This is a genomic window from Lysobacter korlensis (assembly GCF_042434515.1).
Window position 1 is genome coordinate 366,984 of record NZ_JBHLTG010000001.1, and the last position, 15,875, is coordinate 382,858.

12 protein-coding genes are annotated in these 15,875 nt (G+C 67.8%); 9 read left to right on the plus strand and 3 right to left on the minus strand.

Annotation, left to right across the window (positions count from 1 at the left end; translation table 11 throughout):
- Positions 1-37: 37 nt before the first annotated feature.
- Positions 38-2,968, plus strand: coding sequence for a sensor domain-containing protein (locus ACFFGH_RS01610; protein WP_386664246.1), 2,931 nt, complete (start codon positions 38-40; stop codon positions 2,966-2,968).
- A 9-nt stretch (positions 2,969-2,977) separates the two neighbouring features.
- A complete protein-coding gene (uvrD, locus tag ACFFGH_RS01615) occupies positions 2,978-5,155 on the plus strand; it encodes a DNA helicase II (protein WP_386664247.1) in 2,178 nt (725 codons plus the stop codon).
- A gap of 81 nt (positions 5,156-5,236) precedes the next feature.
- Here the strand turns inward: uvrD and ACFFGH_RS01620 are convergent, their stop codons facing one another.
- Positions 5,237-5,629 (minus strand): DUF805 domain-containing protein, encoded by a 393-nt coding sequence (locus tag ACFFGH_RS01620; RefSeq protein WP_386664248.1) that lies wholly within the window; start codon positions 5,627-5,629, stop codon positions 5,237-5,239.
- Between the two features lie 540 nt (positions 5,630-6,169).
- Positions 6,170-6,469, minus strand: a complete 300-nt coding sequence (locus ACFFGH_RS01625; RefSeq protein ID WP_386664249.1) for a DUF2782 domain-containing protein — start codon at positions 6,467-6,469, stop codon at positions 6,170-6,172.
- A gap of 93 nt (positions 6,470-6,562) precedes the next feature.
- Between ACFFGH_RS01625 and polA the strand changes: the two genes are divergently transcribed.
- Positions 6,563-9,331 carry a DNA polymerase I gene (gene polA, locus ACFFGH_RS01630; protein WP_386664250.1) on the plus strand — a complete coding sequence of 923 codons (2,769 nt, stop codon included), beginning with the start codon at positions 6,563-6,565 and terminating at the stop codon, positions 9,329-9,331.
- Between the two features lie 329 nt (positions 9,332-9,660).
- On the opposite strand, the gene ACFFGH_RS01635 is transcribed toward polA, so the two are convergent.
- Positions 9,661-9,849 carry a hypothetical protein gene (locus tag ACFFGH_RS01635; protein WP_386664252.1) on the minus strand — a complete coding sequence of 63 codons (189 nt, stop codon included), beginning with the start codon at positions 9,847-9,849 and terminating at the stop codon, positions 9,661-9,663.
- A 547-nt stretch (positions 9,850-10,396) separates the two neighbouring features.
- On the opposite strand from ACFFGH_RS01635, the gene ACFFGH_RS01640 reads away from it, so the two are divergent.
- From ACFFGH_RS01640 to ACFFGH_RS01665, 6 genes are all read left to right on the plus strand, one after another.
- Positions 10,397-10,882 (plus strand): hypothetical protein, encoded by a 486-nt coding sequence (locus ACFFGH_RS01640; RefSeq protein WP_386664254.1) that lies wholly within the window; start codon positions 10,397-10,399, stop codon positions 10,880-10,882.
- Positions 10,883-11,161: 279 nt separating this feature from the next.
- On the plus strand, positions 11,162-12,076 hold the full coding sequence (locus ACFFGH_RS01645; RefSeq protein WP_386664255.1) for an OmpA family protein: 915 nt from the start codon (positions 11,162-11,164) through the stop codon (positions 12,074-12,076).
- Positions 12,077-12,391: 315 nt separating this feature from the next.
- Positions 12,392-12,673 carry a pilus assembly protein gene (locus ACFFGH_RS01650; protein WP_386664256.1) on the plus strand — a complete coding sequence of 94 codons (282 nt, stop codon included), beginning with the start codon at positions 12,392-12,394 and terminating at the stop codon, positions 12,671-12,673.
- Between the two features lie 65 nt (positions 12,674-12,738).
- The gene (locus tag ACFFGH_RS01655) at positions 12,739-14,199 is read left to right on the plus strand and encodes a pilus assembly protein TadG-related protein (RefSeq protein ID WP_386664258.1); all 1,461 of its coding nucleotides are present in this window, start codon (positions 12,739-12,741) and stop codon (positions 14,197-14,199) included.
- A complete protein-coding gene (locus tag ACFFGH_RS01660) occupies positions 14,199-15,062 on the plus strand; it encodes a hypothetical protein (RefSeq protein ID WP_386664260.1) in 864 nt (287 codons plus the stop codon). The genes ACFFGH_RS01655 and ACFFGH_RS01660 overlap by 1 nt, the downstream gene beginning before the upstream one ends.
- Complete coding sequence (locus ACFFGH_RS01665; protein WP_386664261.1) at positions 15,059-15,874, plus strand: pilus assembly protein; 816 nt, start codon at positions 15,059-15,061, stop codon at positions 15,872-15,874. Before ACFFGH_RS01660 ends, ACFFGH_RS01665 begins: the two co-directional genes overlap by 4 nt.
- Position 15,875 lies beyond the last annotated feature (1 nt).

The window sequence follows — 15,875 nt, forward strand, 5'->3', positions numbered from 1 at the left end:
CTGCGGGAGCATCATGCAACCATCAGGGGGAGGGCATGTGCAGGCAATAGAGTTCGGTCTAGCGGTGCTGGTCGGCGTACTCGCGATCGTGGCGATCGCGCTCTACGCGTACCGCCGCGGCGCCCGCCAGGGCCGCGCGCGCGAGGCGGCGCTGACCGGCCGGCTGGCGGAACTCGAATCGGCGAACACGCGGCTGCGTCACGCCGAGCGCCTGGCCGGCATCGGCGAATACGACTGGAACGTCGAGACCGGCGCGCTGTGGTGGTCGGAAAACTGCTATCGCCTCTACGGCATCGACCCGGCCGGCGGCATCAGCATCGAACGCGCGTTCGGCGCGATCCACCCGGACGATGCCGAGCTCGCGCGAACGTCGACCGACGCGCTGCTGGCCGGCGGGCCGCTGACGGAGCACAAGCTGCGCATCGTGCGCCCGGACGGCTCGGTGCGCTCCATGCTGTCCGGTGGCGAGGTGTACCGCGACGGCGGCCAGCTGCACGTCTTCGGCGTCATGAAGGACGTCACCGACCTGGCGGACGCGGACGCGCGGCTCGCGCGTGCCGAGGCCCAGTACCGCTTCCTGTTCGAGCACAACCCGCTGCCGATGTGGGTGTTCGACCGCGAAACGCTGCGCTTTCTCGCGGTCAACGACGCGATGCTGCGGCACTACGGCTATGCGCGCGAGGAGCTGCTCGCGCAGTCGCTGGAGTTCATGCACCCGCCTGACGAGGCCGAGGCCGTGCGCGCGGCGGTGCGCTGGGAAAGCGCCGAGCGGCCGCAGGGCCGGGTCTGGACTCACCTGCGCAAGGACGGCCGCCGCGTGCGCACGGCGATCTATCCGCACGACATCGAATTCTGCGGGCGCCCGGCGCGCCTGGTCGCCGCGCAGGACGTGACCGAGCGCGAACGCAACGAGCAGCGCTTCCGCCTGATTGCGCGCGCCACCAGCGACGCGGTCTACGACTACGACATCGAGCACGGGCGCCTGTGGTGGGGCGAATCGTTCTACGCGCTGTTCGGCTACAGCGCGGAAACCCTGTCGCCCACGCTCGACGCCTGGGCCGAGCTGCTGCACCCGGACGACGCGGTGTGGACCAGCGCCAGCTTCGCCGCCGCGCTCGAATCGCCCGAGGCCGACGAGTGGACCGCCGAGTACCGCCTGCGCCGCAGCGACGGCCGCTACGCGCAGGTGCTCGAGCGCGGACTGTTTTCTCGCAACAGCGAAGGCCGCGCGGTGCGCATGGTCGGTGGCCTGCTCGACGTCACCGAGCAGCGCCGCTCCGAGGCCGACCTGCGGCTGCTGCGCCGCGCGGTCGAGGCCGCGTACAACGGTGTGGTGATCGCCGACGCGCGTGAGCCGGACCTGCCGATCGTCTACGTGAACCGGGCCGCCGAGGCGATGACCGGTTACAGCGCATCGGAGATGCTCGGCCGCAACTGTCGCTTCCTGCAGGGCGATGATCGGGATCAACCCGGCATCGACGCCATACGCCAGGCGTTGCTCGAGGCGCGCGAGGCCCGCGTGCTGGTGCGCAACTACCGCAAGGACGGCACTCTGTTCTGGAACGATTTCCAGATCGCGCCGGTCCGCAACGAGCGCGGCACGCTCACCCATTTCCTTGGCGTGTTCAACGACGTCAGCGAGCGCCAGCGCTACGAAGAGCAGCTCGCGCACCGCGCCACCCACGACGAGCTGACCGGGCTGCCGAACCGGTTGCTGCTCGATGACCGCCTGCAGCAGGCGATCCTCGGCTCGCAACGCTACGGCCGCGGTACGACGGTCGTGTTCATCGATCTCGACGACTTCAAGCTCGTCAACGACAGCCTCGGCCACACCGCCGGCGACGCCGCGCTGCGCGAGGTCGCTCGGCGGCTGGAAGGGGTGGTGCGCGACACCGACACCGTGAGCCGCTTCGGTGGCGACGAGTTCGTCGCGGTGCTGACCGAGCAGTCCTCAGCGAACGGCACGCTCGAGGTGATCCGCCGCATCAGCGCGGCGCTGGCGCAGCCGATCGCACTGGGCGAGGTCTCGCACACGCTGACCGCGAGCATCGGCTACTGCGCCTATCCGCAGGACGGCGAGGACCCGGAAACGCTGCTGCGCCACGCGGACCTCGCGATGTACCAGGCCAAGCGCCACGGCCGTAACCGCGCGATGCCGTACCGCGAGGAGTTCGATGCGAGCGTCGCGCACCGGCTGCAACTGCTGAACCAGCTGCGCGACGCGCTCGAGCGGCGCGAGTTCGTACTCGCGTTCCAGCCGCTGTTCGCGCCGGACGGCCGCCCGGTCGCGCTCGAGGCGCTGGTGCGGTGGCAGCATCCCACCCGCGGCCTGCTGCTGCCGGGCGAGTTCATCGGCATCTGCGAGGAAAGCGGGCTGATCGTCGAGCTCGGCCGGCGCATCCTGCGCGAGGCCGCGCGCCATTACGCGCTGCTGGTCGAGGCCGGCCTCGGCGAGCTGCGCATCGCAGTCAACGTGTCGGCCGCGCAGTTCACCGACGAGCTGTTCACCGACATCGAGTCGACGCTGCAGGAGTTCACGCTGCCACACGGCGTGCTCGAGATCGAACTGACCGAAAGCGTGATCATGGAAAGCCCGACGCGTGCGATCGAGCTGATGCAGCGGCTCGCCGCGCTCGGCGTGAGCTTCTCGGTCGACGACTTCGGCACCGGTTATTCGAGCCTGGCCTACCTCAAGCGTTTCCCGATCGACCGGCTCAAGATCGACCGCTCGTTCGTGCAGGACCTCGGCGTCGACGACGACGACGCGGCGATCTGCCAGTCGATCATCGGGCTGGCGCATTCACTCGACATCCGCACCGTCGCAGAAGGTATCGAGACCGAGCAGCAGCTCGCCTGGCTGCAGGCGCGCGGCTGCGACGAGCTGCAGGGCTACCTGCTGGGCCGGCCGCAGCCGTTCGAGACCGTGCTCGCACTGCTCCGCCGCAGCCACGGGAGTGCGGCCGGTTAAACTGCCGGCATGGATGTCTCCCACCTGCTCGACGCGCTGAACCCGGCGCAGCGCGAGGCCGTCTCCGCGCCTCCCGGTCACTATCTGGTCCTCGCCGGCGCCGGCTCCGGCAAGACGCGCGTGCTGACGCACCGCATCGCCTGGCTCAACGAGGTCCACGGCGTGCCGACCCACGGCATCCTCGCCGTCACGTTCACGAACAAGGCCGCCGGCGAGATGCGGCACCGCGTCGACGCGCAGCTGCGCGGTGGCGCGCGCGGCATGTGGATCGGTACGTTCCACGGCCTCGCGCACCGGCTGCTGCGCCTGCACTGGCAGGAAGCGAAGCTGCCCGAAGGCTTCCAGGTGCTCGACTCGGATGACCAGCAGCGCCTCGCCAAGCGCGTCGTGCAGCAGCTCGAGCTCGACGAGACGCGCTTCCCGCCGCGGCAGCTTGCGTGGTGGATCAACGCGCAGAAGGACGAGGGCCGCCGCCCGCAGCACCTGCAGGGTGGCGCGGACGAGTGGAGCGACACGATGCGCCGCTGCTACGCGACCTACCAGGAGCGCTGCGACCGCGCGGGCCTGGTCGACTTCGCCGAACTGCTGCTGCGCGCGCACGAGCTGCTGCGCGACAACCCGGCGTTGCTCGCGCATTACCGCCACCGCTTCGGCGAGATCCTCGTCGACGAGTTCCAGGACACCAACGCGATCCAGTACGCATTCGTGCGCGTGCTGGCCGGCGAGAGCGGCCACGTGTTCGTGGTCGGCGACGACGATCAGGCGATTTACGGCTGGCGCGGCGCGAAGGTCGAGAATGTGCAGCGCTTTTTGCGCGACTTCCCCGGCGCGCAGACGCTCAGGCTCGAGCAGAACTACCGCTCCAGCGCTAACATCCTCGAAGCCGCGAACGCGGTCATCGCGCACAACCCCGACCGGCTCGGCAAGAAGCTCTGGACCGATACCGGCACCGGCGAGCCGATCGATCTTTACAGCGCGTACAACGAGATCGACGAGGCGCGCTTCGTCGTCGAACGGTTGCGCCAGTGGGTGCGCGACGGCGGCAGCTTCGGCGAGGTCGCGATCCTCTACCGCAGCAACGCGCAGTCCCGCGCATTCGAAGAAGCGCTGATCGGCGAACAGGTGCCGTATCGCGTCTACGGCGGGCTGCGCTTTTTCGAGCGCGCCGAAATCAAGGACACGCTGGCCTACCTGCGCCTGGTCGCGAACCGCAGCGACGACGCCGCGTTCGAGCGCGCAGTCAACACGCCCACGCGCGGCATCGGCGAGCGCACGCTCGACGAGGTGCGGCGCCTCGCGCGCGGGCTCGGCCTGCCGCTGTGGCAGGCCGCGCAGGCGCTGACCGGCGGCACGGTGCTCGCCGCGCGTGCACGCAATGCGCTGGCGGGGTTCGTGAACCTGATCGACTCGCTGCAGGCCGACGTCGCCGAGATGCCGCTGCAGGAGAAGATCGATCACGTGCTCGCCCGCTCGGGCCTGCGCGAGCATTACGCGAACGAGTCGCGCGGCCAGCTCGATTCGCGCACCGACAACCTCGACGAGCTCGTCTCGGTCGCCTCGCGTTTTATCCGCAGCGATGACGACGACGCGGCCGCGATGCCCGAACTCGTCGCATTCCTCAGCTATGCCGCGCTCGAGGCCGGCGAAGGCCAGGCCCGCGCCGACGAGGACGGCGTGCAGCTGATGACGTTGCACAGCGCGAAGGGGCTCGAATTCCCGCTGGTGTTCCTGGCTGGCATGGAAGAGGGCCTGTTTCCGAGTTCGAAGTCGAACGAGGAGGCGGGCCGGCTCGAGGAAGAGCGCCGCCTTGCGTATGTCGGCATCACGCGTGCGCGCCAGAAGCTCGTGCTCACCTACGCCGAGGCGCGCCGCATCCACGGCCAGGACATGTACGGCATGCCCTCGCGCTTCCTGCGCGAGATCCCGGCCACGTTACTGCATGAGGTACGGCCGAAGGTGCAGGTGTCCCGGCCGGTCTACACGCCGCGCCCGCGTCGCGACTGGGGCCATGCGCAGCTCGAAACCCCGACGCTGCCGCTCGGTGCAAGCGTGCGCCACCCGAGCTTCGGCACCGGCACCGTGACCGATTACGAAGGCAGCGGCGCACATGCGCGCGTGCAGGTCAATTTCGACGACGCCGGCAGCAAGTGGCTCGTGGTCGCGTTCGCAAACCTGCAGCCGGCCTGATCGCGCGACGGTGTCGCAAAAAAAACGGCGCCCGAGGGCGCCGTTTTAGTTATCGCTGGAACACGATCGCTGAAGCAGGCCTCAGGCCATCGCCGGCACACCGTCCGCGTCGCCAGCCTTCGGGTCGGCGCCGAAGCGGTTGTCCCCACGCGTGCCTTCGCTTGCGTACCAGACGATCAGCACGATGAAGCCGATGACCGGGATCAGCCCGATCAGCATCCACCAGCCGCTGCGGTCGATGTCGTGCAGGCGGCGTGCGCCGACCGCGAGACTCGGGATGATGATTGCCAGCGCGTAGATCGAGCCGAGCGTGCCCATCGTGCCACCGAGCATCGTCAGGCCTGCCATTACATCGACGATGCCGAGCACGATCGAAACGATGACGCTGAACAGCAGGAACATCCAGTATTCCTTGCGACGCGCGCGACCGCTGAAGTCGAAATACTGCTTCAGCACTTTCAGGTACCAGTCCATCGTTTTCCCCTTCAGTTGGATGAGTGCCTGGCCGTTTCCCCTTCCAGGCCGGCTGATCGTAACAGCGCCGGGCCGGCACGCACGCTGCGACGCGCCATCACTCCGGAACCACCTCGCCCATGCGATGGATACCGGCCCCACCGGTCATGAGTCCACGCGATGCCCGTCAAGATCCGCACCACCGGCTGCCTGTTCAGCATCATTGCTTCGATCGCGCTGACGGTCGTGCTCAATCTCGCACTGCGCGGCTGCGCCGGCTGACGTCGCAGCGGTGCGTGGCGACACGCATGCGTCGTACCGATGGTCGAAGCGACGGACTGTTACCCGCGCGAGCGCGCCACGCGCCCCGACACGCGGTAGGCGCTGAAGATCAAGAACGTGCGGTCGCCCATGCTTACGGGCGCGTCGTGCAGCCACCAGGCCGGTGTACGTAGCAGGGCCAAGCGCGGCCGATTGGCGGCGTCGCGCAACGACACCTGCGGCAGCGCATGACCGGCCTCAGGCAGGCGCCGAGGTCCGGCTACGCCACGCTCGAACGACTTACCAGCCGAACAGCTTGTAATAGACCGGCGAGATACCTTCGTTGTCGCCACGCGTGGCATCGACGCGGCCGTCGCCGTCTTCGTCGATCAGGTAATAGGTGACGCCGACAGCCGGCGTGACCTTGACGATCTGCAGCAGGCCGGCAACCCGGTATTCCTCGATCAGATCGCCGTTCGCTTCGGTGCGGGTCGTGACCTGCGCACCCTCGAGGCGGGTGGTCGGGTCATCGGCGAGGTCCGCGGAGGTCGCGCAGCCGGCTATCAGCGCGACGGTCAGGGCAAGGGCGGCTGGGCGCATGACGCGTCTCCGGTTCGGGTCTACAGGATACGTCCGCCCGGTGAAGCAGCCGCGCACGCAGCCGCTGCGGACACGCCGCGTAGAATCGCCGGCATGAAACGACTCGTGCTGATCGACGGTTCCAGTTACCTCTACCGTGCGTTCCATGCGCTGCCGCCGCTCACGAACGAGCACGGCGAGCCGACCGGCGCGCTGTTCGGGGTGGTCAACATGCTGCGCTCGACGCTGGCCGAGCGCCCCGATTACGTCGCCTATGTGGTCGATGCGAGCGGCCCGACGTTCCGCGAGGAGCTCGACCCGCAGTACAAGGCCAACCGTCCGCCGATGCCCGACGAGCTGCGCGCACAGGTGCAGCCGATGTGCGACATCGTGCATGCGCTCGGGCTGACGATCCTGCGCGTACCCGGCGTCGAGGCCGATGACGTGATCGGCACGCTTGCGGTGCAGGCGGCCGACGAGGGCATCGACGTCACGATCTCGACCGGCGACAAGGATTTCGCCCAGCTCGTGCGCGACCCGGCCGAAGGCTGCGGGATCTCGCTGGTCAACACGATGACCGGCGGGCGGATGGACTGCGTTGCGCGCGTGGTCGACAAGTTCGGCGTGCGACCCGACCAGATCGTCGATTACCTGTCGCTGGTCGGCGACAGCGTCGACAACATCCCCGGCGTCGACAAATGCGGCCCGAAGACCGCCGCGAAGTGGCTCGCCGAGTACGAAACCCTCGACGGCGTGATCGCGAATGCCGGTTCGATCAAGGGCAAGATCGGCGAGAACCTGCGCGCGGTGCTCGAGCGGCTGCCGTTGAACCGAGAACTGGCGACGATCCGCACCGACGTCGAACTCGAGCAGCGCGCGACCGACCTCGTGCTGCGCGAGCGGGACCTCGATGCGTTGCGCGGGCTGTATGCGCGCTACGGCTTCAAGCAGGCGCTGCGCGATCTCGACGGCGGGGGCGGCAGCGACGACGCGGGCAGCATCCGCAACACCGCGGCCGGCTATGCACGCGCCGCCACACCGGTCGCAGAGCCGCTCGATCCCGCGCTGGCTGCGCCCGGCGAGTACGAGACCGTGCTCACGCGCGAACAACTCGACGCATGGATCGAGCGCGTGCGCGCGGCCGATGAATTCGCATTCGACACCGAGACCGATTCGCTCGATGCGCTGCTGGCGAACCTCGTCGGCATCAGCCTCAGCGTCGAGCCCGGCGCCGCCTGCTACATCCCGCTCGCGCACAACTATCCCGGCGCACCGGCGCAGCTGGACCGCGATGCCGTGCTGGACGCGTTGCGGCCGCTGCTCGAGGACGCCGGCCGCCGCAAGATCGGCCAGCACGGCAAGTACGACCTGCACGTGATGCGCCGGCATGGCGTCGACGTGCGCGGCTATGCCGATGACACGATGCTCGAAAGCTTCGTGCTCAACGCGACCGCGACGCGGCACGATATGGACTCGCTGGCCAAGCGCTACCTGGGCTACGAAACGGTCAAGTACGCCGACGTGGCCGGCAAGGGTGCCAAGCAGATCCCGTTCCCGCAGGTCGCGCTGGACGATGCGACGCGCTACGCCGCCGAGGATGCGGACGTAACGCTGCGCCTGCACCGCGCGCTGTCGAAAAAACTCGAGGCCGAGCCGGCGCTCGCACGCGTCTACCGCGAGATCGAGATGCCGCTGGTATCGGTGCTCGAGCGCATCGAGGCGAACGGCGTGCGCGTCGATGCCGATGAGCTTCGCCGCCAGTCGAACGACCTGAGCCGGCGCATGCTCGAGCTTCAGCAACGCGCGACCGAGCTCGCAGGCCGCGCGTTCAATCTCGATTCGCCGAAGCAGGTCTGCGCGCTGCTGTACGACGAGCTCAAGCTGCCGGCGGCGGTGAAGACGCCGACCGGGCAGCCGAGCGCGAACGAAGAAGCGCTGGAGGCGATCGCCGACCAGCACGAGCTGCCGCGCGTGATCCTCGACTATCGCGGCCTGGCGAAGCTGCGCAGCACCTACACCGACAAGCTGCCGGAGATGATCAACCCGCACACCGGCCGCGTACACACGAGTTACCACCAGGCCGGCGCCGCGACTGGCCGGCTCGCCTCATCGGATCCGAACCTGCAGAACATCCCGATCCGCACCGAGGACGGCCGCCGCATCCGCACCGCGTTCGTTGCGCCCGAAGGCCGTCGCATCGTCGCCTGCGATTACTCGCAGATCGAGCTGCGGATCATGGCGCACCTGTCCGAAGACCCGGCGCTGCTGCGGGCATTCACGTCCGGGCTCGACGTGCACACCGCGACCGCGGCCGAGGTGTTCGGCAAGACCGTCGAGACGGTCGAGGCCGGCGAGCGCCGCGCCGCGAAGGCGATCAACTTCGGGCTGATGTACGGCATGAGCGCGTTCGGCCTGGCCACGCGCCTGGGCATCTCGCGCGGCGAGGCGCAGGACTACATCGGGCTCTACTTCGCCCGCTACCCCGGCGTGCGCGACTACATGGAGCGCACGCGCCAGCAGGCGCGCGACCAGGGCTATGTCGAGACCGTGTTCGGCCGGCGCCTGTATCTGGACAACATCAACGCGCGCAACCAGGGCCTGCGCTCGGGCGCCGAGCGCGCGGCGATCAACGCCCCGATGCAGGGCACCGCGGCCGACATCATCAAACGCGCGATGGTCGCGGTCGATGCGTGGCTGGCCGACCACGGCGAGCGCGCGTTGATGGTGCTGCAGGTGCACGACGAGCTCGTATTCGAGGTCGACGAGGCGTTCGTGCCGGCACTGATCGAAGCCGTCACAGCGCGGATGGCCGCTGCCGCCGAGTTGCGTGTGCCGCTTGAGGTCGAAAGCGGGGTCGGCGAGAACTGGGATCAGGCCCATTGAGCGTCCGCGCTTATCCCGATCCGGCCCGGAATTTAGCCGGATCGGGGCGAATGAATCGATTCTGAATCTTACAAAGCGTTAACGGTCGTCTTCACATAACGTGCATGTTGCCGATGGTCTTATAGCCCCCGACAGATGCAACGTCTGTCGCAGATCTCTCCCCTCCCCTGGAGTGATCCGGAGCGAAGGCCCCTCCCCAGGCCCAGCTCCCCAGCCCCGCCGGCCCCCCCTGCCTGCGGGGCTTTTTATTGCCCGAAATTCGGCCTTTGCTGGGTCAGGCGCACGATCCCCCGGCCGCCCCCGAGCGGCCTGCGCCAAGGCCAGGCGAGTTACGGCAGGGCAGGGCAGGCCGGATCGGTACCGGCAAATCGTGCACATACCTTCTGCCGGCACGCGACGCCGCGCGTGGTGTTCGCCTTCGGACAGGCGCGCAACAGGGACTGCACATCCTGCGACGCACCCGCATGGTCGCCCTGCTTGAGCCGATCCTCGCGACGGATCTGCACCAGCTCGTCCATCGGCGTCGGCCGCCCGCGGCCGTCACGCGGCGCCTCGGACTGTTCGATGTTGTGCACCAGCGTGGCGAACAGGTCGGACTGCGCCGAAGGCGGGGCGCAACGCGCAACATGGCCGGCGCAGAGTCCTCTATAACTCTGCCCGCAGCGGCGGTCGCGCTCCTGCGTCGTTATTGGCGGCTATCACCCTCCTCGCGAGGTCACCAGTCACCAGAGTTCCCACTCTGCTGCACTCGGGGAACAACCTACTGAGAGATCACAACTAGTGCGCGGGCTCAATCACCTGCTGGCTACTGCGCGCGCTCTGCAGGAGGTCAATGCATCCAAAGAGGGCCGTCATCCTGACCCGGCTGACCTACCTCGGCGGCCTGAGCAGCCACAGCGACGTCCCGGTCGGCATTGCGTGTGTGCTGATGCTCGACTTCGTGGTCGCGCTTGGAGCGCTGGGGCTTTGTTGCTCAAGCGTGGGGCGGCGCTGCGTAGCTGACGGCGGTCGACCCGCGGGCGGCGTCGGCTAAACTCCGGCTCCCCACAGGATGTGAGTTGACCGATGAAGACGAGCCTGCCCGTGTTGTGCATCGCGGTCGCCCTGGCTGCCGGTTGCAACCGGCCACCGTCGGCGACCGACGCCGCGCCGCTGCCGGCGGCCGATACGGACGTGAGCACCGAAGCCGCTGCGGTGGACACTACCAGCGTGCCGGCACCCGTGCCGTCGGGTGACGCGATGCCCGCGGAACTCACTGATCCGATGATCCGGATGGTCGCGTCAATGGCAGTGGCTGGCTCTGCGTGCGAAGGCGGAGATAGCTCGGGCTCGCTCGAGCGTGCGCGCGAACACGCGCGGGCAGAGATGATCGCGAACGGTGTCCCGGCCGCCGATTTCGATCGCAAGTTCGACGCCGCCCAAGCCGAGTCCACGCGCAAGCTGCAGGCGATGTCGGCGCCACAGCGTGCGGAAGTCTGCGCGCAGCTGCGCCAGACGGCCGAGCAGATGAAGGCCGACATCGAAGCCACGGGCCCGCGCGTCGCCAATTGACGTCATCGGGCGCCGGTCTGCGGGCTTCGTACCGTGGGCGCGGCTGCCTGTTGCCGGACCCCGCACTTCCCCGTGCCGCCGCCGCGGCAGCGGACTGCCGCGCCAGGTCGAAACGCGTAGCCGGGTCGGCGTAGCGCGTGCCTGATCAATCAACAGAGCAATTGGAGCCAGATCATGGTTGCAAGAACCTTCATCGCGTTCGCCGTAGCAGCAGTGCTACTCGCAGGTTGCACCGAGCAGGGCGAGAGCGCGGCCCCGCCTCCGGCGACGGCCGCGCCGGTGGTCTCCGAGGTCGCTCCGGACGCCGCAACACCCGCCGCTTCGGCACCGACCAGTCAGGCATTCGATGTCTCCGCCGTGCCCGTCAGTGACCAGCCGTTGGGATCGTTTCCTTTTATCCAGCTCCCGGCCGGTTACTCAGCCACGGGCGCGCAAACGATGGAGTACGAGCGTGTTCCGGTCTGGACCGGGGACCGCATGGAATGGGTCGAAGGCAAGGTCTACATGTCCAGCTTCGAGAACGAAGAAGGTAAGCCGTTTTCAGCACTGGAGTTGAGCCGGAATCTCGAGCAACTTGTGACGTCCGTAGGTGGCGTCAAGGTCACGGAGTCGGAAGTGCCCGCAGCGGCGGTCGAGCAGATCCCGCAGGCGACTCGCGACCGGTTGGAGGGTGCACTGCTGTGGTTGGAATTCAGTACGGCGAACACGTATCTGATCCGGCGTGCAGATCGTGATGTCTGGATCCAGCTGAGGCACTCGCCGCAGTTCCCGGCGTCATGGATGGTGGTCGAGACCCGGCCGTTTACGGCGACGGCGAAGCTGCTCCCGGCGGCCGAGTTGAAGCAGCAACTCGACAGTACGGGAACGGTCAGGCTGCACGTCAACTTCGCCACGGACAAGGCTGAGATCCTTGCCGAGTCGCAACCGCAGCTCGCGGAGGCGGCCCGCATGCTGCGCGACGACCCGGCGCTGCGGATCGCGGTGGGCGGCCACACCGACAACAGTGGTGATCTCTCGCACAATCTTCGACTGTCTGACGCGCGTGCCAAGGCCGTAGTTGCGGCTTTGGTCGCCGAAGGAATCGATGCCGGGCGTCTTTCGGCCAAGGGCTTCGGCGCCACCCAGCCTGTTGCCGACAACGGCAGCGAGGACGGCCGCGCAAAGAACCGGCGCGTTGAGCTCTCGAAGCGTTGACGCCTAGCGCTGTCGATCTGGCCGCTCGCCTTTGATGGGTGGAACTGCGGCCCCTGCGCCTGTGTCCGCCCTGGTCAGCCAACGCAACCGGGCTGGCCGCTGCGCCGGTTCTCCGCAAAACGCACGCTGAATGTGACCTACGTCTTGCTAATGACATTTACTGTCGGTACATTCGGAACTGCCGGAGAAACTGACGTTGTGCGTCAGGTTTTCGGTAACCCGCCCAACTTGGTCATCACAACGGATGTGACGATGTCTTGCGCAGTGCAGTCTGCGCGGTGCATGGCGCGCGCGTCCGCATAAAGGAATATCACCATGCGCATTGAACGTCGTTTCGGCTCCCGCAATCGCCAGTTCGGTCAGGGCATGACCGAATACATCATCATCGTGGCGTTGATCGCCATTGCCGCGATCGGTGTCTACACCGCGTTCGGCAAGGTCACCCGCGGTCAGATGAGCGTGATGACCAGTGAGTTGGCTGGCCAGACCAGCGCCAGCGGCCGCACTGCGACCACGCAAGGAACGACCAAGGCCAATACGCAGGCTGCGGCGGAAAAGAACCTGTCGAACTACGAAGCAAGCAACCGCGGCAACTGATGTCGTGACCGAAGCGGCCGCAGGCATCGCCGCGCGGCCGCTTCTGCTTCGTTCGAGGGTCCAGCATGGCTCGCAGACTGTTTGTCGCAGCCCGTTCCCACCAGGGGCAGGCGCTTCCTTTGATTCTGGTGTTCCTGATCGTGCTGTGCGTCGGCGCGCTGATCACGTTCAACACCGGCCAGGTGGTCAACAAAAAGGTCGAACTGACCAATACTGCGGACGCCGCCGCGTACAGCGTCGCGGTCGAGCAGGCCCGCGCGTGGAACCTCGCGGCGTACCTGAACCGGGGGCGCGTCGCCAACGAGGTCGCGATCGCACAGGCTGTTAGCCTCAACTCGTGGCTGACACAGATCAACGTCTCGGCACATAACTTCAAACAGGTCGCGAGGGTGTTGTCCGCGATCCCGGTGATCGGTCCGGCGTTCGCGGCCGTGGCCCAGGCGTTCGAAGCCGCCGACCAGGCGCTGCGGGGCATCCGAACCGGTGTGCGCACGGGATCACAGGGGCTGATCGGAGGCCTGGACACGGCTAACGCCGCGTATGCCACCGCCGCCTATGGCGTGGTCGAGGCGCTTTCGACTGCGAGCTCGGTGCAGACCGCACGCGACGTGGTCGCGGAGAACTCCCCGCGCGCCGACATGCGCGCGATCGCCACCACCGCGCTCACCGCTCAGTTGCTCAGCGCGCGTACGACATATCTGGATGCGTTCGACGTCCCATCCTCGTCCGGCCGTGGCGCGCGCCGCACCAGCGTGGGTGGGGAGCGATACCGGAACGTTGTCATGGAGTCCCGCGATGTGTTCACGCGCAACCGCAAGGATGATTGGCGCGTGCTCGACGCCAACGGGGGCACGGATCTCGTGGAGTACGATCGCTGGGCCGCGGTTGACGTCAACGAGATCGATTTTTCTTACGGCCTGGATGCGTTCAAGATTCCGGTCGGCTGGGGCGGAGCCCAAGCGCTCGGCAACACCAGCCAGCCCCGTTTCTACCCGGGCATCCGGACGCGCGGGCGCAACGGCTGGTACTCGGACTACAGCAGGCGCCGCTTCCGCCCGTATAACGGCGTCAGCCGATATGGCATCGCCGGGCGTAAAGTCGAAGCCGACCCGGGCGGACGCCTCGTCGGGGATAGCAAGCGCGACGCGTACTTCAGCACCTACAGGAACGGCATCGCGCACCGCTACCACGACGTACAGCGCGGGCGGGCCGAGACGCCGGAGGACGGCCCGGTGTTTACCGTCGAGGTCCAAACGGGCATGGGCGATGCTCGGACGACGACCGCGCTGGGCGTCGGCAGCGGCCGCATGGCAATGCGCGAACAGCCGCGTGGCAACCACATGCGGGCGGTCGCCAGCGCACAGGTGTACTTCAATCGCCCGCACCAGTACGCGGCGTTCCGACGCATCGTCTGGGGCCGCCGGGACAATCGCTTCGAGGCGGGAAGCCTGTTCAGCCCTTACTGGCAGGCGCGGCTGGTGGACACGCCGCCCGCATTGCAGACCTCCTTCGCTGCAGCGCCGTGATGACGCGCACGCTCGCCCGCGCTTCCATGCTGTCATGCGCTATCGCGCTTGCAGGGTGCAGCTCTGACGCGGCCCAACCCGAGGATACCAAGCCCGGAGCGGCCCCGACCGAGGCTGCCGCGCGAGACGACGCACGCACGGAGCGCACCGTGCCGGTCAGCGTCGAATTGCTTCTGGAAGAGCTCGAGGATGGCCGCAACGCCCCACAGCAGAACTACCGCCTGACGGAATCTAGATGCCGTGAAGCGGGATGGCCGGTTCGCTCGCTGTCGGGTGAGCAGATCGCGCGGCTCGGCACCGCGACGCTCGAACTTAGCCTCGACAGTAATCGCCGACTCGCGCGCGAGACGCGCTGGAGCTGGACGTCGCCGGGCAAGCAGCTCGAAGACCTGTGTCTGTTCGAGTTCCGGGAACAGGTGGTCGAGAACTACATCGACCGACAGGTAACAGGTCATAGCGGTGACGAGTTCACTCCCGGCTGGCAGCAGGAGCCGGTGACCGCAGACGAGTTCGAGCTTCTACCAATCGATGCGGCACAGGCCGCCGAGGGCCACGCGATCGCGGCCCAGGCCGGCTGGCAGGATCAGGGCGCGATGTCGGTCGCCGGCCAACCATGCAATCGCTGGAGCAAGGACGGCGTCAGCGTCTGCATGTGGGCCGAGGGTGCGCGCATGGGCCTCTCAACCGATCCCGTCGTGCACTCCGCTTCGACGATGCCCGACAACTCACCAAGCGGAATCGTGCTCGCGCAGGAGCCGGCAAACGGCAATGGCACCCGCGTCACGACACGCCGCTTCACCGCGGGCGAGTCGTTGCCCCCGAGTGCATTCGTTCCGGTCACCCGCAGCCGAGGTGGACAATGACCCGATATGCCCCATGCCATCCGAGGCGCCAGCGAGGCCAGGCACTGACGGAACTGGCGGTTGCCGCCGCGGTGCTCGTGCCGCTGTTCCTGCTGGTGCCCATCGTGGCGAAGTACGGCCATATCAAGCAGATGGCACAGCAGTCCGCGCGAAATGCAGCTTGGGAGGCCACGGTCTCGCGCAACTACCGGATGGCGTCGGCCGCCGCGATCCAGGCGAAGATGCTCGATCGCAGCTTCGCCCGCGCCGACGCGGCGATCGTCAGCACGACGTCCGGCAGGCGGCAGGGCCGCTTCGACGACCCGATGCTCGATACCTTCTCGGGCCGCGCCCTGCTCGAGCGCGATAACGCACGCGTAACCCGGTGGCGCGAACGCACCGCGCCCGGCGCGGCGAGCCGCGCCGTGAGCCGCATTCCCGGGCTCGTGCCCGGCGCGTTCCCCCCGAATCGGAACGGCTACGTGACCGCAGAGGTCGAGCTGCGTATCCGCGAGCTTCAGACCAGCGATGGCGGACGCGCCCGGTACCTCGCGCCCATGGATCAGCTCAACCTGGTGCTGCGAAGCCGGCAGTCGCTTGTAGCCGACGCATGGAACGCGTCAGGCCCACGCTCCGGACGCCGCAGCGTGACGTCGCAGGTCAGAACCCTCGCGCCGACCACGTTGCTGGCGCCGCTCAGCCGCGTCTTCGACACGGTCGGCAGCCTGCCGCTGCCGATCATCGGCAAGCTCGATGATCTGGACATCGGCACTGTCGAGCCCGACATCGTTCCGCACGACCGCCTCAGGCGCTACCCCGTGCGTGCACGCTGAC

What these genes read in the sequence shown, in the direction of transcription:
- ACFFGH_RS01625 (WP_386664249.1), bottom strand. Translation starts at nt 6,469, where the DNA reads ATGCGCCCAGCCGCCCTTGCCCTGACCGTCGCGCTGATAGCCGGCTGC.
- ACFFGH_RS01650 (WP_386664256.1), top strand. Translation starts at nt 12,392, where the DNA reads ATGCGCATTGAACGTCGTTTCGGCTCCCGCAATCGCCAGTTCGGTCAG.
- uvrD (WP_386664247.1), top strand. Translation starts at nt 2,978, where the DNA reads ATGGATGTCTCCCACCTGCTCGACGCGCTGAACCCGGCGCAGCGCGAG.
- ACFFGH_RS01660 (WP_386664260.1), top strand. Translation starts at nt 14,199, where the DNA reads ATGACGCGCACGCTCGCCCGCGCTTCCATGCTGTCATGCGCTATCGCG.
- ACFFGH_RS01640 (WP_386664254.1), top strand. Translation starts at nt 10,397, where the DNA reads ATGAAGACGAGCCTGCCCGTGTTGTGCATCGCGGTCGCCCTGGCTGCC.
- ACFFGH_RS01635 (WP_386664252.1), bottom strand. Translation starts at nt 9,849, where the DNA reads ATGGACGAGCTGGTGCAGATCCGTCGCGAGGATCGGCTCAAGCAGGGC.
- ACFFGH_RS01665 (WP_386664261.1), top strand. Translation starts at nt 15,059, where the DNA reads ATGACCCGATATGCCCCATGCCATCCGAGGCGCCAGCGAGGCCAGGCA.
- ACFFGH_RS01655 (WP_386664258.1), top strand. Translation starts at nt 12,739, where the DNA reads ATGGCTCGCAGACTGTTTGTCGCAGCCCGTTCCCACCAGGGGCAGGCG.
- ACFFGH_RS01620 (WP_386664248.1), bottom strand. Translation starts at nt 5,629, where the DNA reads ATGGACTGGTACCTGAAAGTGCTGAAGCAGTATTTCGACTTCAGCGGT.
- polA (WP_386664250.1), top strand. Translation starts at nt 6,563, where the DNA reads ATGAAACGACTCGTGCTGATCGACGGTTCCAGTTACCTCTACCGTGCG.